Below are 19346 nucleotides of genomic sequence, written 5' to 3'. Positions count from 1 at the left end.
TTGGCTTAATGATTCCATAGCAAAATCTCCAGAAAAACAGATGAAGCCACTTTTTAAATGACAAAAAGCCGATTCGGTCCATTTCCGGACGAATCGGCTTTCATTTTTAAAGCGGTATATAATTGGCCGGGTCAACAGCATTGGATTTCGCGTTGTTCCAAAGGCCTTTATGAATTTCAAAGTGAAGATGCTGCCCGTAGGATTGGCCTGTATTTCCCATCGTTCCGATCACTTGTCCCTGTTCAACACGCTGGCCTGTCTGCACTTTAATCGAAGACATGTGAGAGTAGACCGTCTGATATGTTTGCCCGTTGATGTTATGGGTAATAAACACAACATTGCCGTAGCTGGACGAGTAATGGGCGTTATAGACCGTTCCGGCGGCTGCCGCATGAATCGGAACCCCTGAACCGCGCTTGGCGATATCTACGCCGAAGTGATTCCCGAGCGAACGATTTCCGAACCCGGAAGTAAATGTGCCGGAAGCAGGACGGATAAAGCCTGAGCTGCTTGGTGCCGACGGTTTAGAAGAAGAGGCTTCCGATTGGCCGCTTGCAGCCCGGCGGCTCGCTTCAGCTTCCTGCTTTTTCCGATGCGCCTCTTCAGCTTTGATCGCTTCATCCTGACGCTTTAAAATTTCTGCTTCATTTTCGAGTGAACCAAGTTCTTCATGTGCGTGATCTTTATCTTGCTTCACTTTTTTCATGACGTTTGCTTTCTCTTTTTGCTGCTTGTCGAGCGTCTTTTTTAAATCTTCCAGGTCTTTGAGCGCTTTTTCAAGCCTTTCAAGATCCTTGCTCAGCTTTGTTTCCTTTTCCTCAACAAGCTGAAGATCGCGCTTTTGCTCTTCCATCAGGTCTTTATCAGCTTCGACAATTGTCGAAACCGCACCCGCACGGCTGATGAAATCCCCAAAGCTTTTCGAGCCGAGAAGCACATCTATGTATTGAACGGAACCGCCGTTTTCCTGCATGGATCGAACCCGGTCTTTCAATATTTTATTGCGTTTCTCAATCTTTTCTTTAAGCTTTTTGATTTGCTTTTTCAGCTCTTCAATGCTTTTCTTTGTTTGGTCGATTTCTTCGTTTTTCTTTTCCAGCTTTTCATTCGTGTCCGTCATCTGACGGTCGATTTTCTCGATCTCGCTTTTCAGGCCTGCTTCCTTTGATTCAAGCTTGGAAAGCTCCTGTTTCTTTTTTTCGAGTTTTGACTCGTTTTCAGATTTTTTGCTTTGAACGTCGCTCTTTTTTTTCTCCAAGTCTTCATAAGCTAAAGCATGGTTGCTTTTTAAGGGGATCAGCACTGCCGACGATCCGAGCACAGCGGTCAGCCCCAGCGTCATAAGCTTTCTTTTCAACCTTGGTTCCTCCTTGCCTTCAGAATCAAGGGAGCCCGGCGCTTTGCAGGCATCCCAGCTTTAAACATGATACAACCGGCGAGAGCGCCGGTTTAAACTTTTAAGAATTTGCGAATCGACATCAAGCTTCCCCATACACCGATAACGGCTCCGATCAGCACAAGGATCGCTGAAATCTGGAAGACGAACGGATTGTACGGCAAGAGCTGTATGAATGTGCCCTGAACTTTCGGAGCGATCCACTGAACGGCATGATGATACGTTCCGAGCAAAATAGCGATCGGAATGATAGAACCGCATACGCCCAAGAGCAGACCTTCAATGAAGAATGGCCAGCGAATGAACCAGTTTGTCGCGCCTACAAGTTTCATAATCTCGATTTCTTTGCGTCTTGCAAAAATCGTGATTTTGATCGTATTAGAGATTAAAAACATCGCCGTAAACAGCAGGCCGACAACCAATGCAATCCCGATTACTTTGGTGACACCGCTGATTTTAAATAAGCGGTCTACCTGCTCCTGCCCGTATGTCACTTTATAGACGTTGGTCAGCTTCTCTAGCTTCTTGGCAGCTTTCGGCGTGTCTTGAGGGTCTGTTGTTTTTACGACAAACGCATCGTTCAGCGGGTTTTCCTGCTCGAACATCGCAAAGAATTTCCCGTCTTCACCAAAGCTGTCTTTCAGGTTTTTCAGCTCTTCATCTTTAGATGAGTATTTGACACTGCTGATTTCCGGTATTTGTTTAATTTCTTTTTCCAATGTATTTTTTTGATCCTGGTTGGCCGTCAAGTCAACAAGCACTTTGACTTCGACTTCCTGTTCGGCTTTTAATGTCATATTGTATACGTTCAGCATGATGACCATGAACACGCCGACCAAGATAAGTGTAACAGTTACAGCACTGATGGATGCGAAAGTCATCCACGCGTTTCTCCCGAGAGATTTTAAGCTCTCGCGCAAATGCCGTCCGAGAGTTCTAATCATAAGAACCATACTCCCCTCTAGCTTCATCACGCACAATGACCCCGTCTTCGATTGCGATGACCCGTTTCTTCATGGTGTTTACGATTTCTTTGTTATGAGTCGCCATAACGACTGTTGTTCCGCGGTTGTTGATTTCCTCGAGCGTCTTCATGATTTCCCAAGACGTCTCAGGGTCAAGGTTTCCCGTCGGCTCGTCAGCGATCACGACATCAGGGTCGTTGACGATTGACCGTGCAATTGAAACCCGCTGCTGTTCTCCCCCGGACAGCTGATCAGGGAATTGCCTTGCTTTGTGTTTCAGCTGGACAAGATCAAGCACTTCAAGCACTTTTTTTCTGATCACCTCTGGACGCTCCCCGATGACCTCTAAAGCAAATGCAACATTTTCAAACACCGTCAGCTTCGGCAGCAGTTTAAAGTCCTGGAATACAACGCCGATTTTCCTTCTGATAAAAGGAATCTCTTTTTCTTTGAGCTGCGCCAAATTTTTATTGTTTATGACAATCTTCCCTTTGGAAGGCTTTTCTTCGCGGTAAATCATTTTAATGAAGGTTGACTTTCCTGCTCCGCTCGGTCCTACAACATAAACAAATTCTCCGGGATATATAGAGATGCTTATTCCGTTCAGCGCCGAGACCCCGTTGGAATAAGTCTTATATACATCTTTTATTTCGATCATGTAATCACCTAATCTTCTATGTTTATACGGTCATACTCTTCGAAAGGACATGTCGTTTTGTGTCCTGCTAATTTCACGATAAATGGTATTGATTCAAGCCCTTTTTCAACAACACCCATTATACGTCAAGATTAGACAAAATGATATTACAGTTTTGTTTCAATGCCGACATAAGTTATAGGAAAAACGCAAAATCAGACAAAAAATTTGTACTCTGGGCCTTTTCTGAGATAAAAGAACTTGTTTTTCTTCGTTTTTCAATAGGTATAAAGTCCTTTTAAACAAAAAAAGAACCTTTTTCACCCGAATGTGAAGAAGGTTCTCTTCGCCGCCTGACCGGCAAGGCAATCTTATTTTTTCTCTGAAAGCCACTTCGCGACCGCTTCAGCTTCTTTTTCGTTTACAAGATTGCCAGGCATTCCGCCGCGGCCGTTGACTACAATGTCCTTAATTTCGCCTTCCTTATACTTGCCGCCAACCTCTTTCAAGCTCGGGGCGGAACCGCCGGCCAAATCCTTACCATGGCAGCCTGTGCAGTTTTGCTGGTAAATCTCTTCCCCGTCCGTTGCAGTTGCTTGCCCGCCTGTGTTTTTCTCTTTGCTTTCGTTGTTATTGCCCCCGCAGGCAGCCAGCACAAAAGAAACAGCCATAAACAGAGTAAACAGCTTCATTTTCATTTTTTCAAGTCAGCTCCTTTAACAAGTCAACCTTTATTATAACCTCGATTACGCGCGTTTAAAACCCTCGCCAAGCACCTCTGAAGCATCCATCGCAATGACAAATGCAGATTCATCAATGTGTTTCACGAGTTGTTTCAGCTTTGTGAACTCGGTCTGGCCGACCACGCACATCAGAATGGGCCGCTCATCATCTGTATAGCCTCCGACCGCTGATATTTTCGTAATCCCTCTGTCGATTTTATTCAGTACCGCATGTCGGACTTCCTCTTCCCGGTTGGTAATGATCATCGCCATTTTGGAACGGTTCAGCCCGATCTGGATGACATCGATGGTTTTGCTTGATATATAAACGCCAAGCATAGCATACAGTCCCTGTTCGATGTTAAACACAAACATCGCCGACAGGACAATCGTACCGTCGATCAGCGCCAAACATTTGCCTTGCGAAAGCCCGGTGTACTTATGAATGATTTGCGCAGCCAGCGCAGTTCCGCCAGTCGAGCCTCTTCCGAGAAAGACCATCCCGATACCGACTCCGATGCCGACACCGCCGAAAATGGCAGCTAAGAGCGGATTCTCTGTCGCCGGAGCAATGTCCCGCGTCATATATACGACAAACGGGAGAAAAACAGACCCGACAAGCGTTTTAATGCCGAATTTTCCTCCGAGTATGAGAACCCCGGCAATAAATAAAGGAATATTAAATGCCCATTGCACATAGGCGGCTTCAAAGCCGAACGATTGCAAAATGGTGCTGATGCCGCTGACGCCGCCGGCTGCAATCCGGTTGGGAAGCAGAAACATATTAAATGTCACAGCGACGACGGCTGATCCAAACAGGATATAGCCGTAGTCACGCAGCGCCGTAAACAATTGATATCTCGTTTTGTCCATATTCATACCTGTCATCCTCCGCACGATTCGTTACCAATCGAGAGTATAGCATTTAGCTTATTGTAAGTAAATAACAGCCAAATAACGTATTAAACGGATAAAGCGGCAGAGGGACAAAGCTTTATAAGGTTTAGGCTGTACATATCCAGGAGATTTACCCGCAAAAAAAGACACATCCTCACAATATGGATGTGTCTTTCTTCAATTTTAGGAAAGCTTGGAACGCAAATATGCGTCGATGAAAGAGTCAATATCTCCGTCCATGACTGCCTGCACGTTCCCCATTTCCGTGTTCGTTCTATGATCCTTCACTAGGGAATACGGATGGAAAACGTATGAGCGGATCTGGCTTCCCCAGCCGATTTCTTTTTGTTCACCGCGAATTTCGTCAAGCTGTGCCTGCTGCTCTTCGATTCTGCGCTGATACAGCTTCGACTTCAGCATTTTCATGGCACGTTCGCGGTTTTTAATTTGGGAGCGCTCCGTTTGGCAAGTGACGATGACCCCTGTCGGCAGGTGGGTGATCCTGACGGCGGAGTCTGTCGTATTGACGTGCTGGCCGCCGGCGCCGCTTGCCCTGTACGTATCGACTTTAATATCTTCCGTGCGGATCTCAATGTCGATTTCTTCGTTAAATTCAGGCATGACATCACAAGACACAAACGACGTGTGCCTGCGCCCTGATGAGTCGAACGGAGAAATTCTGACGAGCCTGTGCACACCTTTCTCGGCTTTTAAATAGCCGTAGGCATTGTGGCCTTTGATCAGGAGAGTGACAGACTTGATTCCCGCTTCATCCCCCGGGAGGTAATCAAGGGTCTCCACCTTAAATCCGCGGCGCTCTGCCCACCTGGTGTACATTCTCAGAAGCATTGAACCCCAATCCTGTGATTCGGTGCCGCCGGCTCCCGGGTGAAGCTCAAGGATCGCATTGTTTTTATCATACGGCTCGCTTAACAACAGCTGCAGCTCAAATTCGTTAAACTGCTTTGTTAAACTTTTCAGCTCGCTGACCAGTTCATTTTGCAGGTCTTGGTCAGGATCTTCTTTTAAAAGATCGTGCGTCATTTGCAGTTCTTCATGAGATTCGCTCAATTTGTTGTACGTGTTGACATAGTCTTTTAACGCATTCGCTTCATTAATGATCGTCTGCGCTTTTTGCTGATCTCCCCAAAAGTCAGGGTCAGCCATCTGCTCGTCTAGTTCGCTGATTCTTGCTTCCTTTGTTTCGAGGTCAAAGAGACCCCCTGAAGTCCGCTAACCGAGTAGCCATATTTTCAAGTTCCTGTCTGATTTCTGCCAATTCCATTATTCTTTCACCTCATCATATATTTCAGCCTGTTCAAAATAAAAAGAGGCTAAGCACCTCTTTTTATTCTGTTCTTCCGCAGCAGTTTTTATATTTTTTTCCGCTTCCGCAGTAGCAAGGATCATTGCGTCCGATATCCACCGCTTTGCGGACCGGTTTTTTCTTCGCTTGTTTTTCCTCATCGCCTTCTTTCGGCTGATGAGCTGTTGTCTGTCCTTGAATGACCTCTTCGCGCTCAAGGTTGTTTTCGATTTCAGCCTTCATGACGAATTTGGCTACATCATCTTCGATGGCCGCGATCATGTTTTCAAACATTGCAAAGCCTTCCATCTGATACTCGCGGAGCGGGTTTGTCTGAGCGTAAGCGCGCAGATGAATTCCTTGACGCAGCTGATCCATCGCATCGATGTGATCCATCCATTTCGTATCCACTTCGCGGAGAACGATGACTTTCTCAAATTCGCGCATTTGTTCAGAGCCGTAGCGCTCTTCTTTCTCATCGTATTTCGTCTTGATGCGGTCATAAATGAGCTCTGTGATTTCCTCAGGCTCTTTTCCGAAAACATCGCTTTTCTCCACTCCGCCCTCATCAAGGAAATTCGCATTTACAAGTTCGACAAGGCCGTCAAGATTCCACTCTTCAGGCAGATCTTCCTTTGGCGTGTATGAAGCAACAGCCCGCTCAAGTGAGGCTTTAATCATAGTTTCGACGATGGAGCGGAGGTTGTCGGAATCGATGACCTCAAAGCGCTGTTTATAGATGACTTCACGCTGCTGGCGGAGCACGTCATCGTATTGCAGAAGCTGCTTACGGGCATCAAAGTTGTTGCCTTCCACACGCTTCTGTGAAGATTCGACCGCTCTTGAAACCATCTTGCTCTGAATCGGCGTCGAATCGTCCATTCCGAAGCGGTCAAGCATCGCCATCGTCCGTTCTGCGCCGAAGCGTTTCATTAATTCATCTTCCATGGAAAGATAAAATTGGGTGATACCAGGGTCCCCCTGACGGCCTGAACGTCCGCGCAGCTGGTTGTCAATCCGCCGTGATTCATGGCGCTCCGTACCGATGACGGCCAGTCCGCCCAGCTCTTTTACGCCTTCGCCAAGCTTGATGTCCGTACCGCGTCCCGCCATGTTCGTCGCGATGGTGACCGCGCCTTTTTGCCCGGCATCTTCGATAATCTGGGCTTCCCGCTCGTGGTTTTTCGCGTTTAACACCTGATGCGGAATTCCTTTATTTTTAAGCAGCTTTGAGATCAATTCAGATGTTTCAACCGCAACCGTACCGACAAGAACCGGCTGGCCAACCATATAGCGCTGGGCGACATCCTCTGCAACAGCTTTAAATTTTCCTTCCATGGTCCGATAAATTAAATCCGGGCGGTCATCACGGGCGATCGGCTTGTTGGTCGGAATCGTTACAACCTGCATGTTGTAGATGTTGCGGAATTCTTCTTCTTCCGTTTTTGCCGTACCCGTCATTCCGGCTAATTTTTCATACATGCGGAAATAGTTCTGGAAGGTGATCGTCGCGAGCGTCATGCTCTCATTTTGGATCTCAAGCCCTTCCTTCGCTTCAATGGCCTGGTGGAGCCCGTCGCTGTAGCGGCGGCCTTTCATCAGACGGCCTGTGAAAGAGTCGACGATAACGACCTGGCCGTCTTCGACGACGTAATCGACGTCTTTATGCATCGCCGCATGGGCTTTGAGCGCCTGGCCAATATGATGGTTTAAGGCGACATGGCGGACATCAAACAAGTTTTCGATGCCGAATGCCTTTTCGGCTTTTGTCATCCCTTCTTCAGTCAGCTGAACGCCTTTTGTTTTCACATCGTATGTGTAGTCCTGATCCGCTTTTAATGTGCGGACAAACGCATTGGCCTGAACGTACAGCTTTGTGGATTTGGCTGCTTGTCCGGAAATGATGAGCGGCGTTCTTGCTTCATCGATCAAAATCGAGTCGACTTCATCGATGACCGCAAAATGCAGCGGACGCTGAACCATCTGCTCTTTATAAAGCACCATGTTGTCGCGCAAGTAGTCAAAGCCAAGCTCATTATTCGTAGAGTACGTAATATCGGCTGCATAGGCTTCACGCTTCTCGTCTTTTGAAAGGCTGTTCAGGTTTAAGCCGACTGTCAGCCCGAGAAATTCATAGATTTTTCCCATCTCTTCAGCATCGCGGCTCGCCAGGTATTCGTTGACCGTCACGATGTGAACGCCTTTCCCTGACAGAGCGTTCAAATAAACGGGCATTGTGGACGTCAGCGTTTTACCTTCCCCCGTTTTCATTTCGGCGATATTCCCTTCATGAAGGGCAACGCCCCCCATCAGCTGAACCTTAAACGGGAACATGCCTGTCACACGCCGGGAAGCTTCTCTGACAACGGCAAACGCTTCAGTCAAAAGATCGTCAACTGTTTCGCCTTTTTCGAGGCGCTCTTTGAACTCGATTGTCTTTTGTTTCAAAGCTTCGTCTGAAAGCTTCTCTATATCTGCCTTGAGCGCATCAATCTCGTTCGCTTTCTTTTCATAACGGCTGAGCGTGCGTTTTGTCGGATCAAACACTTTATTTAAAATTCCAAGCATAGAATAACGCTCCTCTTTAATTTCCTTGTTTAAGTATGAGTAAACAGTAATTTTTATATATGCAATATCATATCATACCTTTTGTCATTTCCAAACAATTTACCGCGGGGAAACGGAAAAAATCCCCTCTGCGGAAGATCCGGGAGGGGACTTGATATATTTATTCGTTCGGCTCGATCAAACCGTATTTTCCGTCGTTTCTTCGGTAGACCACATTGGTCAGATTGGTTTCGGCGTTCGTGAATACAAAGAAGCTGTGTCCAAGCATATTCATTTGTAAAATCGCTTCTTCATTATCCATCGGTTTTAAATTAAAGCGCTTTTGACGGACAACCTGCGGCTGTTCATCCTCAGTGTCATCCTTCACGGCCGTTCCGATGCCGTTTCCTTCGGCAAAAACATACTTCGGAGAACCTTTTTCGCGGAATTTCCGGTTCACTTTTGTTTTGTGCTTGCGAATTTGACGTTCCAGTTTGTTCGTTGCGAGATCGATTGCATTGTACATATCTTCGTGGTGAACTTCCGCACGGAGAGAGAGGTCTGTCATTGGAATTGTCACTTCCACCTTAGATTCCTGATCGTTGTAGAATTTCAAGTTGACGTGAACAATCGCATCAACGTTATTTTCAAAATAACGCTCAAGCTTTCCAATTTTCTTCACGACGTGTTCTCTTAACGCTGGTGTTACCTCAATGTTTTCTCCTCTGACGTTGTACTCCATCAAAAGAACGCCTCCTTTATATTAAGGATATGTAAATACATTTCGTCTTTTCCCTGCTGAATTCCTGCATAAACGTAAAAATTATGTGAAAAATCCGTGAATTTTGACGAAGATTGTCTCCTGTCATTTGAACCCCTTTATTAAATCTTAAATATATTCACATGCGAATCAAATCAGAACGCCATTTTTGCTTTATAAAAAAATATGGCATACACCTGCAGAAGCCGGTCCGGTGTATGCCGTCAATGGATAACGTAAGGTCTCATGCATTGGTGGATCGTTTTCATCCATTCCCGATAAAGCGGTAAAAAATGATGGGTTAAGTCATGCTGAAATTCAGCAGACGGATAATTGTAATAAATCAGACTGTCAAACTCACGGAAGACTCTGTCAAAAAAACGAATCGAAGATTTGGCACAGCTTGTCTCCAAAATCGACAGCAATACAGCGTGCGACGAATCCAACTGAAAAAAAGCATAGATTAAATCGTTAAAAATCCGCTCTCCTTCTGTCTTCGCCAAATCTTGATTCGCTTCTATTAAATAGCAAAACCCCTCTTCAATCGTAAACAAAAGCTGATAATAAGTCGTTAAGAGCATGTAATCGTCGGTGCTTGTCAAAGCGATCACCTATTTGCGCTTGTCATAATATGTGCCGTCAATCGTCATGTTGGCGTACGGATTGATATAGGAATGATGCATGGCACGCTTCTGCTTCACCTGAAGCAGCTCCTGTTTGACAGCCTGCTGCAGCCTTTTCAGTTCGGCCATGAGCAATGGCTCCATATCCGTCACTTGCCGCAGCTGCTGTTTTTCTGTCTCAGAAAGAGGCGGCTTGATCTCTTTGATCAAGCCATCGCGTTTTTCAAGAAAATTTTCAATTGCCTGAACCAGCTCATCGCTTTCGGGGGCGTCTTTTATTTGAGCGAGCATATGTTTTGTTTCGCTGTACAGCAGCTCAATCTTTTCCATTACGCCAGCCCGCCCGATCCGAACCGGCCCTGCCGTTCGATTTGAAGCGCCTGCTTCCAGGCATCGCGTAAATCTTTGACATACCCTTCGACTTCCGTCACGATATCTTTGTCATTGCGAATGTTGGCTTCAACAAGGCGGCGGTGGATATACTCGTACATTGCCCCCATTGAAGCGGCCAATTCGACTTTCCGGTCAAGGGTGATATTGAGCTCCTGGATAATCTTTTGAGCTTTGACAAGGTTCGTATTTTTCGTTTCCATATCCTCTTGTTCAATCGCCTGTTTCGCCAGCTTCATAAATTTAAGGCAGCCGTCAAATAGCATAAGCGTCAATTCTCCAGGAGTCGCCGTGTTGATTGAATTTTGCTGATAAGCTGCATACGGGTTGTTTAAAGCCATTCTTGATCCTCCACAATATTATTGTCCAAGCATTTGTAATAAGTATGTCGATTGTTCGTTCGCTTTTTGAATCGCTTTTTCCATCGCCGTGAATTTTGTGTAGTAGCGATTTTCGACTTGTTTCAGGCGGGCGTTCATTGACGAAATGTCAGATTCAACTGTATTCAAGTTTTTTCCGATCGAGAATTGATTGTTTGCCATTGTTGAATTTCCGGCTTTATCTTCAATCTGCTTCTTTGTATCGGTTAAAACAGACTGAATCCGCCTCAATATCCCTTTTTCATTATAGTTTTCAGTACTGCTAGTTCCCGCCATAAAAAGGTTAGCCACACTGTCGGGGTCCTCTGCGATCTTTTCTCTCAGTTTTTTTTCGTTTATCTCTAAATGACCGCGCTGACTGTAAACGCTTGAAGTAGAAATTCCAAACTGGGTAAGCTGCAGTGATTCTCCATTAGCAGATACATTAGCGTAAAAATCAGTCCGCATTTGGTTGGTGGCACCGCTTAAAATCGTGTCACCCCTTAACAGTCCGCTTTTCGCTTTTTCTTCCCACAGCTCAATTTGCTTTTCCGTCATATCTGCTTTTTGTTCTTCTGTCAGCGGCGTATAGTCGCGGTATTTCTTTTCCGTGAGCTTTCCGTTGACCATATCGATCAGTTCATTGTACTGTGTGACAAAGTCTTTAATCTTTTCATAAATCCCGTCAACATCAGTTGCTACGTCAAGCGAAACGGGGCTGGTTGTCGTGTTCTTCAACTGATATGTCACATTATTAACGGTAAAGTTGTTGGTTGTTTTCTCAATCTGCAATCCGTTGATGATAACTTCAGCGTTTTGACCGACCTGGCTGGCTGTCAGCTTGTTGTCTGCGTCAAGCGAAAATCCGAGCTGATTGGACATAAAGCTCGCCGTCGCATCATCAGCTGCCTGTATGCTTCCCCCTGCGCCGGTTGCTTTTGATGTGAAGGCGATCGTTTCCACATATTCAGACCCGTTATAAATCTTTTCCTTCATAGCGGTTACGCCCAAATTTGATTTGTTGACTTTGGAAACGATGTCATCCAGCGTATCCGTACTGCTGACGCTGATTTCAACTTTTTTTGCAGTCGTTTCTCCAGGAGCTGTCACTTGGAAAGTTAACGTTTGATCGCTTCCTGTATACCCTGAAAGGCTAGAAGTCTTATAGGTGGCGGCGGTTGCCAGGTTGTTGATTTGAATCGTGCCTGATGCTGCATTCGTGGTACCTGTTGCCGTAACCGCTGACTCGTTAGAGCTTGTCACCTTTTTCGCGCCGTACGTGCTGGGGCGGAGCATAAGGTTGATTGATTCCTGCAAATCTTTAATTTTCGTATTGATTTCACGATAGCTGTCGCGCTGCCACTCCAAAGTCTGTTTCTTTTGTGTGAGCTTATCGAGCGGAACGCGCTCCGTCTTCATTAATTTGCTGACAATGTCATCAATATCCATGCCTGAAGCTAATCCTGATATTCTGATCGCCATATCTTTTACACTCCTGTTCTATGTAGTTTTATCGACAATTAATCCCATGAACTCCGCCATCGCTGCATAAAAATCGAGCCACTCTTTTGGCGGGATCTCACGGACGACTTCCTCTGTCCGATTGTCCACGACCTTCACATAATACTCTCCCAATTTTTCGTGAAGTACAAACTGAAGGTGGACTTGAGACGGCTCTAAAAGATTGTTTGCGCCTTGTACCGTTTTTTCAAGCTGAGCAAATGTAAATTCTGCAGCATCCGTCTGCTGCGAACGCTCTGCCGCTTCATACTGCTTATTCATCATCTGTGTTTTGTAAGCATCAATTATGGGTTCTAAAGATGACAATCTACCGATCGACAATTTTTACCATCCCCTATGCTATGATCTAAAACTTATATCGGCTAAGGGCGAATGAGATTAAACATCTTTATGGAAAAAAACTAATGCAAGGTGATAGAAACTAGCCACTCACTGTATATTTGAAGAGTAAAGACCATGATAGAACTTCCTTATTATCACCTTTATTATAAATCCTTTTGGATAAGAAAATATCTTTCAATAAATATTCAAATTTGTTATTTTTTATAATGTTATAATTGAATTGACAATATCTACAAGAAAGGGGATTTGATCATGAAAAAAATCTTTGTGTCGCTCGCAATAACCTTTGTATTGTTATTTAGTTTTTACACTTCTTCGAAGGCAGCAGTTTTGGCTCGAGTAGCTGTATACCCTGGTGAAGTTCGCCAAAGCGCTGATATTTTTCATGGCGTTGGGGAAGGCGATTTCCGGTGCAGATTTTATTATGCAACACGTTTAGGTGGTGGTACTTGTTCACTCTACGAAATTACTCCGGATGGAAGAAATAAATTAGTTGCCTCTTCCAGTGTAGATTACTCGCTACAACAAGAAATTCAGACAGTTTATACTGATCCAGATCACCTCTACTACATAAAAGGTAAGAATTCTGCACTAAGTGGTACAAGAACACTTATTATTAGCGATTTCTCTAATAAATAGGCATTCTATATTGAGACACCCTAAGGTCAATGATTGAGTGTCTCTTTTCTAATATTACAAAAAAGGACCTTAGCAATCTTTATTGGGTTTGATATTACAATAAAAAAGACCTTGGCTTTTGCCAAGGTCTTTTTTAAACAATTAACGAAGCAACTGAAGAACGTTTTGCGGCTGTTGGTTCGCTTGAGCAAGCATCGCTTGAGAAGCTTGAGAAAGAATGTTGTTCTTCGTGAACTCACTCATTTCTTTCGCCATGTCAACGTCACGGATACGAGACTCAGCAGCTGTTAAGTTTTCACCAGAGGCACCCAGGTTGTTGATTGTGTGCTCTAGACGGTTTTGTACCGCACCAAGTTTAGAACGTTGAGTCGATACTTGTTTGATTGCGTTGTCGATCGCACCTAATTGTTTATCAAAAGTGAATCCAGAAGGATCAGCTGAAATATCATTCCCTTCTGAGTCTACTTTTCCAGTTAGTGCTACAACATCAATTTGTTCCACCGTAAAGTTCTGAGTCGGATCAGCTGGATCAGCGATTGTTCCGATTTTATTAACGGCCATGCTTTCGATATTAACTGAAATCGTTTGACCACTGTTTGCTCCGATTTGGAATTGCAACTGGTCTCCGTCAGTAGAGTTGAATGTACCATCAAGAAGGTTTTTACCGTTGAATTGTGTACGGTCAGAGATACCTTTACTTGCTCCAGCCTTAGTTGATCCACCAATCTCTTCTTTCAGTGCATTGATTTCATCTTGGATTGCAGAAAGGTCGGTAGTATCTTGTGTACCTGTGCTGTTCGCTTGAACTGTAAGTTCACGCATACGTTGAAGGATTGCATGAGTCTCAGTCAATGCACCCTCAGCAGTTTGGATAAGAGAGATTCCATCTTGAGCGTTTTTCTGAGCCATTTCTAGACCGCGGATTTGTCCTCTCATTTTTTCAGAGATGGCAAGACCTGCTGCGTCATCTCCGGCACGGTTGATGCGAAGACCTGAAGAAAGCTTCTCCATGTTCTTTTGGCTTGCGCTGTTGTTTGAAGACAAACGGTTCAGCGTGTTAAGCGCTGCAATGTTGTGGTTGATTCTCATTGTGTATTTCCTCCTTGAAATGTGTTTGATTGCACGTCCATGTGCATATTTTGAAGCATTCAGGCTGTCCTTCCTGCTACATACTATATATCGGAACTCCCTTTGATTTGTTTATAGCAAAAATAAAAAAATCCTCACTTTTTTTGTGAGGATAATTTAGCAAGCAAATCGTTTGAGATGGAAGCGGCCCGGCTGTTTTCTTCCTGGATCGCCAAATAGATTTCCTTGCGGTGAATTTCGATATGCTTCGGCGCGTCAATGCCGATTTTCACCTGGTCGCCGTCAATGGATATAATTTTCACTTCAATATCGTCTCCGATTTGAATCGCTTCATTGAGCTTGCGGGATAAGACTAGCATGCTTCCCCTCCTATCGGCTGCTTTGTCTGATAAGAAGAGTCATGCAAAATCACTTGTTTGGCAAGCATTGTTTTTCGGTTCACGACAATCGGCGCCATCAAATTGGCCGTTGATTTTTCGAATGGCTCTTCGATCGTTAAAATCGCCATCACTTCAACGTCTTCGGCAGACTCGATTTCAAGAAGCTCAACCGTTGTTTCATCGAGATCAAAACCGTAATCTTTGAAAAAGACGAACGGACTGGCGACAATGAATGCCAGCTCTTCCGACTGCACCGACTGAAGGACGACGAACGGCGAATCCTCGGACAGCGGCAGAATGACAAATTTCTTTTCGCCTGTAAATCCGGGCAGGCCGTTTTTAAACACGATTGTCTGGTCTTCTTGAATTTGCGTTTCTCCGTGATACTTCGTTTTAATGATCATCATTCACGATCCTTTGCTGAATTACTTTTGTTTTGGGTATTCCACCTCTATTTTTACCTCCGGATATTGGAGCATGTCAACCTTCACACTGCCCGGCGTATAGTTAACAACCGGTTTATTCGGCGTTGCTTCGATAACAGGCTTGCGCGGCGTCGCTTCAATGTTCACTTTAGCCGGTTCATATGCGATCTTCACCCTGTCAAATGACGGCGTAAAATGAACGCCGATTTGAATCGGTTCAGGCTCGCCGATTCGTCTCGCCTGGTCTGCAAGCGGATTGCCTTCGATTTCGATCCGCATCATCTCGTCCCCTTCTTCAGCGGTCCGAGCCATTCCGGCAAGCCAATCTTGATAGCCCTGCTGCGCTCCTTCTTCAATCCTTTTAAAGATATGCTTTCTTTCTAAGTCTTCCCAAGCTTTTGTCTGGTCAATCGTGAGCTTTGAAGGGGTGGTTGTGATCTCCAGTTCAGCCGGCGGCTGCTCGATTTTCAAGTCGGCGCGCGGCTGTTCCATTTTCAAATCCGGCGGCGTTGTTGTTAAACCGATGCGGCCGGGGATATTTTGCATGATCAGCCTCGGCATCTCCATTATGATATCCTCCTTTTGCTGAAAAAAAGCAACTCGGATAGAGTCGCTTTTATCTTAAAAAGTCAACCAGTGTCGGCTGAACGATTTTCGCATTTATGGCAAGTGCAGCTCTGTGAACCGATTGCTGTGTAATAAATTCAGTAATGATTTCTTCAAGCTCAACATCTTCGTTGTCTGACAATACCTTTGTCGCCGTCTCTTCCTGTTCGCTCAGCCGCGCATTGATCAATTCGAGCCGGTTGTAGCGCGCTCCGATATCAGACCGCTCATTGCTCATCTGATTGGAAAACTGGTCAATATCTGAGAGGGCGTTTTCCATCCCTTCCATTGTTCCCGCTTTTAAGGCGTTCTCGAGAGACTCAATCATTTCAAAGACGTTTTGTCCGCTGCCTGACTGCCCGCCAAAAGCCGAAATCGGATTTGAGTTTACATTTAAGGTTGCATTTGGCGAAACATTGATGTTGACGTCAGAGCTGCTTGTATAGTTTTCAAAATTGTATGTGTAAGTACCATCGGCGTTTTTGGTGATCGGAGCGACGTCAGAGTTCGTACCGTTAAAGAGGTAGCGGCCGTTAACCTGCGTATTGGCGATCTGAATCAGCTGGTCTTTCAGTTGGCCGATTTCGACTCCGATCGCATTTAGTTCATCCTCGCCGTTTGTACTGTTTTGAGCCTTAACGGTCAGCTCCCTGATTTTCCCCATGATATCAATGCCTTCTGTAATGTTCGTTTCCGTGTTTTCAAGCCATGTAAAAGCTTGGGAGGCATTGCTTTGATATTGTTTAACCTGGGACAATTGTGTATTGTACTTCAGGCTTTTCATTGCGACGACGGGATCATCGGACGCCTTTGAAATCTTTTTTCCTGACGAAATCTGGGATTGAAGCTTATCCAGCTTACCATAGCTTGAATTGATGTAGCGCAAAGAGTTTTTTGCGATCATCCCTTGGGTTACCCGCATGAATCTTTACCTACCTTCCTACGACACCCATGCCGTTAATAATTTTATCGAGGACTTCGTCCTGCAGCGTTATCATTCTCGCAGCTGCGTTATAAGCATGCTGGAATTGGATCATGTTCGACATCTCTTCGTCTAATGATACGGCGCTCACAGATTGCCTGTTCAACTCAGCAGTGTTTACAAGCGTTTCTGTATTTTTGGCCAGTCTGTTTGTTTCCTGAGCTTTTACACCCATTTCACCGATAATGCCTGCGTAATAGTCTAAAACGGTCGTCGTTTTGTCGCCGATTTGAATTTTCTTGGTGAAGACATTAGCGAGATTTGTCGCGTTGGAGTTGTCGCTCGCTTCACCATTCAGCGATGCGGCGATTTTATCGCCTTTTGAATTCATGATCTCATCGGCTACTTTGATTTTTCCTGCGGCTCCCTTTGCAGGCTCAGCCTCTCCCCCGGTAAATTCAAAGAAGATGCCTCCCGGTTCTCCCGATGAAGTAAACCCGCTTTGGTGGACTGCATTAAACTCTTTCGCAAAAGCAAGCGCCAGCGTATCCAGGTCTGCAAGCATTTCAGGATATAAACCTTTTTCTGCACCGTTTGACATATATCCGAAGGACTCGATTAAACCGCGCAGCGATCCTTTACTAGTAAACGAATCGATGCCGATGTCCGTCCCGCCGAGGGAAACGCCTGTCACAAGGCCGGTATCGTTGTCGTAATTTACTTTGACAGTTTCAGTCGTGAAGTTTGGTCCGTCAAGAACCTTGCCCAGAGACTGGCCGTTTTCGTCCAGGATTTCTATTGATGCAATGCCTTCAGCGGTTGCAAGTGGGTTGCCGCCGGTTTTCGTATAGCTGACTTTGATATTAACCATTGAAGACAGTTCATCAAGGAGCTGATCACGCTTATCGTACAAATCATTCGGGAGATAGCCGTTCGGCTCGACTTTGGCGATTTGCTCGTTCAAGCTGTTCAGCTGTGACAGAAGCGAGTTGATCGTCATCACATTTTGATCAATCTGGTCGCCTAAATTTGATTGAACGGTTGTCAGCGAATTATACAAAGTGTTAAATGTATCGGCGACCGCCTGCCCTTTTTGTCCGACGACAGAAGCAGCGCTCGGTTCGTGAGCGTTGTTCGTCAATTCCTGAATGGAATTCCAAAATGAATTCAGAACCTTGTTTAATCCGGTGTCGTTCAGTTCATTCATAATCCCTTCCATTTGGTTAAAAGCGTCCACTTTTGCATTATAATAGCCGGCCTTTGTATTCTGCGTCCGGTATTGATAGTCCAGAAAGCTGTCTCTAACCCGTTCAACCGAACCGACTTCAACGCCTGTACCCATCTGGCCGGCAAGCCCGACAGAGTCTCTTGATACGGACGGATAAGGGGTCGACGCTTTAAATGTGACACGCTGTCTTGAATACCCTTCGGTATTGGCGTTGGATATATTGTTTGCTGTCACGCTTAGAGCTGATTGCTGCGCGGACAAGCCTCTTTTGGCGATTTCCAGCCCTAAAAAAGTTGGGTTTGTCATCTTTTTCACTCCGTTCTAAGCTTTTGAATCGAATAAAGAAAGCCGTTTGGTCCCGCCTGTCTGATTTGACTGCTGCTCTTTTCCGTAATTCGAACCGCTTTCTTTCGGAAGGAGCATATCAAATGTAAGCGAGATAAATTGAAGCGACTGAAAAGTCAACTGCTTGTTCAAATCGTTCACGTCTTTTAAACGGATGACGAGCTGTGAGAGCTTGGCATACAGCTGTTCCAGCACCTTTTTCTCGCCGCCCGCAGCTTTGCTGATACATGCGCTGATGGTCGCGTCCGAGCTGCCGATACAGCTTTTAGTTGCTTCAATGCGAGACTGTTCCGTTTGTTCAATGGCCTGCACATATTTTTGTTCTTTCGTCACGATTTCTGAAAGTGCCTTTATTTCGTTCGTCTTCAGCGCCTCCGTTTTTTGTTCCGACAGAGACAGCAGATGTTCATGCAGCACGCATAAGCGCTCCAGCTCTTTTATCACCCGTTTCACTGAACGACTTCCTCCTTTTATTGCTGTTTATAAAAATTGACCATTTTTTCAGCTATGCCTTTGCCGTCCACTTTGTACGTTCCATTCTCAACGGCTGCTTTCAGCTGGGCAATTTTCTCCTGACGCTCCTTCATTAAATCAGGACCTTTTTGCAGCTCCTTTGCTTTCGCAGAAATCTCAACTTTATCTTCCGGTTGTGCTGCAGCCTGCGAAGAAGCTGTTTGTTTTTCAAATGATTTATGATAAGGATTAACAGGTTGTGTTCCATATTGGTTGATCTTCATGGGATTCCTCTCACTTTCCGCCATAGTTATCTATGATCATACTCATTTTATCGTCTGAGCTTCAAGTTAGTTTAGGGAATCAGTCATTTTTAGGCTTAAAGGTATAGTACGTGCCTTTAGAACTATTCTTTCTCTCTTTTTCAAGCTGTTCCAGCTGGTCTAATTGACTCATTTGCGATGCTAAATCTTGATCGCATGACAGGCAATAACGCCCTTCCCGAATAAGTGTGCCGCACCTTTCGCACGGATAGCCGAGATTCGGGAAATTGGAAATTTGAATGCGTTTCTGTCTGATAAACTTCAATATTAACTCTTCTTCGACACCTGTTTTTTCTACAATCTGAAACATGGTAGACTGGCGGTTTTCCTGTTTTTTCAGAAATTTATAAACGGTTTCATACGCACGCTCTTCTTCTTTCACGCATGAAGCACAAACGGTTTGAAAACTGCTTTTCATAAACAATGCATTACATCTTGGACAATTCGCCAATTGACTCATAAATTTTGACC

At 45.1% G+C, this 19346-nt stretch carries 23 protein-coding genes; 1 reads left to right on the top strand and 22 read right to left on the bottom strand.

The features are described 5' to 3' along the window. Positions 1 to 106: 106 nt before the first annotated feature. The 13 genes from KI350_RS05915 to flaG form a co-directional block, all read right to left on the bottom strand. On the bottom strand, positions 107 to 1357 hold the full coding sequence (locus KI350_RS05915; RefSeq protein ID WP_065644266.1) for a murein hydrolase activator EnvC family protein: 1251 nt from the start codon (positions 1355 to 1357) through the stop codon (positions 107 to 109). 92 nt (positions 1358 to 1449) lie between these two features. Further along, positions 1450 to 2340, bottom strand: coding sequence for a permease-like cell division protein FtsX (ftsX, locus tag KI350_RS05910; RefSeq protein ID WP_065644265.1), 891 nt, complete (start codon positions 2338 to 2340; stop codon positions 1450 to 1452). After that, complete coding sequence (ftsE, locus tag KI350_RS05905; RefSeq protein WP_003185670.1) at positions 2333 to 3019, bottom strand: cell division ATP-binding protein FtsE; 687 nt, start codon at positions 3017 to 3019, stop codon at positions 2333 to 2335. Before ftsE ends, ftsX begins: the two co-directional genes overlap by 8 nt. Positions 3020 to 3369: 350 nt before the next feature. Beyond that, complete coding sequence (gene cccB / locus KI350_RS05900; RefSeq protein WP_065644264.1) at positions 3370 to 3696, bottom strand: cytochrome c551; 327 nt, start codon at positions 3694 to 3696, stop codon at positions 3370 to 3372. Positions 3697 to 3744: 48 nt separating this feature from the next. Continuing rightward, positions 3745 to 4599 (bottom strand): YitT family protein, encoded by an 855-nt coding sequence (locus KI350_RS05895; RefSeq protein WP_081303604.1) that lies wholly within the window; start codon positions 4597 to 4599, stop codon positions 3745 to 3747. Positions 4600 to 4800: 201 nt separating this feature from the next. Further along, positions 4801 to 5902 (bottom strand): peptide chain release factor 2 gene (prfB, locus tag KI350_RS05890; RefSeq protein ID WP_096748347.1). Its coding sequence is split into 2 segments (ribosomal slippage): positions 4801 to 5829 and positions 5831 to 5902, totalling 1101 coding nucleotides; the frame shifts between segments, so codons are not numbered across the junction. A 63-nt stretch (positions 5903 to 5965) separates the two neighbouring features. Next, positions 5966 to 8491, bottom strand: a complete 2526-nt coding sequence (gene secA, locus KI350_RS05885) for a preprotein translocase subunit SecA (RefSeq protein ID WP_065644263.1) — start codon at positions 8489 to 8491, stop codon at positions 5966 to 5968. A 160-nt stretch (positions 8492 to 8651) separates the two neighbouring features. Further along, positions 8652 to 9212, bottom strand: a complete 561-nt coding sequence (hpf, locus tag KI350_RS05880; RefSeq protein ID WP_065644262.1) for a ribosome hibernation-promoting factor, HPF/YfiA family — start codon at positions 9210 to 9212, stop codon at positions 8652 to 8654. A 242-nt stretch (positions 9213 to 9454) separates the two neighbouring features. After that, entirely contained in the window at positions 9455 to 9832 is a 378-nt protein-coding gene (locus tag KI350_RS05875; RefSeq protein WP_020453101.1) for a DUF8042 domain-containing protein, read from the bottom strand. 9 nt (positions 9833 to 9841) lie between these two features. Beyond that, on the bottom strand, positions 9842 to 10183 hold the full coding sequence (gene fliT, locus KI350_RS05870) for a flagellar protein FliT (RefSeq protein WP_065644261.1): 342 nt from the start codon (positions 10181 to 10183) through the stop codon (positions 9842 to 9844). Next, positions 10183 to 10584: a flagellar export chaperone FliS gene (gene fliS / locus KI350_RS05865; protein ID WP_020453103.1), complete on the bottom strand. Its 402-nt coding sequence runs from the start codon at positions 10582 to 10584 to the stop codon at positions 10183 to 10185. Before fliS ends, fliT begins: the two co-directional genes overlap by 1 nt. A gap of 18 nt (positions 10585 to 10602) precedes the next feature. Beyond that, on the bottom strand, positions 10603 to 12084 hold the full coding sequence (locus KI350_RS05860; RefSeq protein WP_065644260.1) for a flagellar hook-associated protein 2: 1482 nt from the start codon (positions 12082 to 12084) through the stop codon (positions 10603 to 10605). 18 nt (positions 12085 to 12102) lie between these two features. Continuing rightward, complete coding sequence (gene flaG, locus KI350_RS05855) at positions 12103 to 12444, bottom strand: flagellar protein FlaG (protein ID WP_065644259.1); 342 nt, start codon at positions 12442 to 12444, stop codon at positions 12103 to 12105. A gap of 273 nt (positions 12445 to 12717) precedes the next feature. Between flaG and KI350_RS05850 the strand changes: the two genes are divergently transcribed. Continuing rightward, positions 12718 to 13104, top strand: coding sequence for a hypothetical protein (locus tag KI350_RS05850; RefSeq protein WP_065644258.1), 387 nt, complete (start codon positions 12718 to 12720; stop codon positions 13102 to 13104). A gap of 141 nt (positions 13105 to 13245) precedes the next feature. On the opposite strand, the gene hag is transcribed toward KI350_RS05850, so the two are convergent. From hag to KI350_RS05805, 9 genes are all read right to left on the bottom strand, one after another. Beyond that, entirely contained in the window at positions 13246 to 14193 is a 948-nt protein-coding gene (hag, locus tag KI350_RS05845; protein ID WP_065644257.1) for a flagellin Hag, read from the bottom strand. Positions 14194 to 14327: 134 nt separating this feature from the next. Next, positions 14328 to 14552, bottom strand: coding sequence for a carbon storage regulator CsrA (gene csrA / locus KI350_RS05840; protein WP_065644256.1), 225 nt, complete (start codon positions 14550 to 14552; stop codon positions 14328 to 14330). Next, on the bottom strand, positions 14546 to 14977 hold the full coding sequence (gene fliW, locus KI350_RS05835) for a flagellar assembly protein FliW (protein ID WP_065644255.1): 432 nt from the start codon (positions 14975 to 14977) through the stop codon (positions 14546 to 14548). Before fliW ends, csrA begins: the two co-directional genes overlap by 7 nt. A 21-nt stretch (positions 14978 to 14998) precedes the next feature. Beyond that, positions 14999 to 15565: a DUF6470 family protein gene (locus KI350_RS05830; RefSeq protein WP_065644254.1), complete on the bottom strand. Its 567-nt coding sequence runs from the start codon at positions 15563 to 15565 to the stop codon at positions 14999 to 15001. Positions 15566 to 15614: 49 nt separating this feature from the next. Then, entirely contained in the window at positions 15615 to 16526 is a 912-nt protein-coding gene (gene flgL / locus KI350_RS05825) for a flagellar hook-associated protein FlgL (protein ID WP_065644253.1), read from the bottom strand. A gap of 10 nt (positions 16527 to 16536) precedes the next feature. Beyond that, positions 16537 to 18060, bottom strand: coding sequence for a flagellar hook-associated protein FlgK (flgK, locus tag KI350_RS05820; protein WP_059231001.1), 1524 nt, complete (start codon positions 18058 to 18060; stop codon positions 16537 to 16539). Between the two features lie 15 nt (positions 18061 to 18075). After that, positions 18076 to 18552: a flagellar protein FlgN gene (locus tag KI350_RS05815; RefSeq protein WP_059231003.1), complete on the bottom strand. Its 477-nt coding sequence runs from the start codon at positions 18550 to 18552 to the stop codon at positions 18076 to 18078. A gap of 17 nt (positions 18553 to 18569) precedes the next feature. Next, on the bottom strand, positions 18570 to 18836 hold the full coding sequence (gene flgM, locus KI350_RS05810) for a flagellar biosynthesis anti-sigma factor FlgM (RefSeq protein ID WP_020453113.1): 267 nt from the start codon (positions 18834 to 18836) through the stop codon (positions 18570 to 18572). Between the two features lie 79 nt (positions 18837 to 18915). Further along, the gene (locus KI350_RS05805; RefSeq protein WP_059231007.1) at positions 18916 to 19335 is read right to left on the bottom strand and encodes a TIGR03826 family flagellar region protein; all 420 of its coding nucleotides are present in this window, start codon (positions 19333 to 19335) and stop codon (positions 18916 to 18918) included. Between the last annotated feature and the right edge of the window lie 11 nt (positions 19336 to 19346).

The organism is Bacillus sp. J41TS8 (genome assembly GCF_018333035.1).
Lineage (GTDB): Bacteria > Bacillota > Bacilli > Bacillales > Bacillaceae > Bacillus > Bacillus paralicheniformis.
This window is presented reverse-complemented; position numbering and strand designations above follow the sequence as displayed.

Bases quoted from the DNA above. Each gene is read 5' to 3' on its own strand.
- cccB (WP_065644264.1), bottom strand. From the start codon at position 3,696: ATGAAAATGAAGCTGTTTACTCTGTTTATGGCTGTTTCTTTTGTGCTG.
- ftsE (WP_003185670.1), bottom strand. From the start codon at position 3,019: ATGATCGAAATAAAAGATGTATATAAGACTTATTCCAACGGGGTCTCG.
- hpf (WP_065644262.1), bottom strand. From the start codon at position 9,212: ATGGAGTACAACGTCAGAGGAGAAAACATTGAGGTAACACCAGCGTTA.
- hag (WP_065644257.1), bottom strand. From the start codon at position 14,193: ATGAGAATCAACCACAACATTGCAGCGCTTAACACGCTGAACCGTTTG.
- KI350_RS05860 (WP_065644260.1), bottom strand. From the start codon at position 12,084: ATGGCGATCAGAATATCAGGATTAGCTTCAGGCATGGATATTGATGAC.
- flgM (WP_020453113.1), bottom strand. From the start codon at position 18,836: ATGAAGATCAACCAATATGGAACACAACCTGTTAATCCTTATCATAAA.
- flgL (WP_065644253.1), bottom strand. From the start codon at position 16,526: ATGCGGGTAACCCAAGGGATGATCGCAAAAAACTCTTTGCGCTACATC.
- csrA (WP_065644256.1), bottom strand. From the start codon at position 14,552: ATGCTAGTCTTATCCCGCAAGCTCAATGAAGCGATTCAAATCGGAGAC.
- KI350_RS05830 (WP_065644254.1), bottom strand. From the start codon at position 15,565: ATGGAGATGCCGAGGCTGATCATGCAAAATATCCCCGGCCGCATCGGT.
- ftsX (WP_065644265.1), bottom strand. From the start codon at position 2,340: ATGATTAGAACTCTCGGACGGCATTTGCGCGAGAGCTTAAAATCTCTC.
- fliW (WP_065644255.1), bottom strand. From the start codon at position 14,977: ATGATCATTAAAACGAAGTATCACGGAGAAACGCAAATTCAAGAAGAC.
- flgK (WP_059231001.1), bottom strand. From the start codon at position 18,060: ATGACAAACCCAACTTTTTTAGGGCTGGAAATCGCCAAAAGAGGCTTG.
- KI350_RS05850 (WP_065644258.1), top strand. From the start codon at position 12,718: ATGAAAAAAATCTTTGTGTCGCTCGCAATAACCTTTGTATTGTTATTT.
- KI350_RS05895 (WP_081303604.1), bottom strand. From the start codon at position 4,599: ATGAATATGGACAAAACGAGATATCAATTGTTTACGGCGCTGCGTGAC.
- fliS (WP_020453103.1), bottom strand. From the start codon at position 10,584: ATGGCTTTAAACAACCCGTATGCAGCTTATCAGCAAAATTCAATCAAC.
- fliT (WP_065644261.1), bottom strand. From the start codon at position 10,183: ATGGAAAAGATTGAGCTGCTGTACAGCGAAACAAAACATATGCTCGCT.
- secA (WP_065644263.1), bottom strand. From the start codon at position 8,491: ATGCTTGGAATTTTAAATAAAGTGTTTGATCCGACAAAACGCACGCTC.
- KI350_RS05805 (WP_059231007.1), bottom strand. From the start codon at position 19,335: ATGAGTCAATTGGCGAATTGTCCAAGATGTAATGCATTGTTTATGAAA.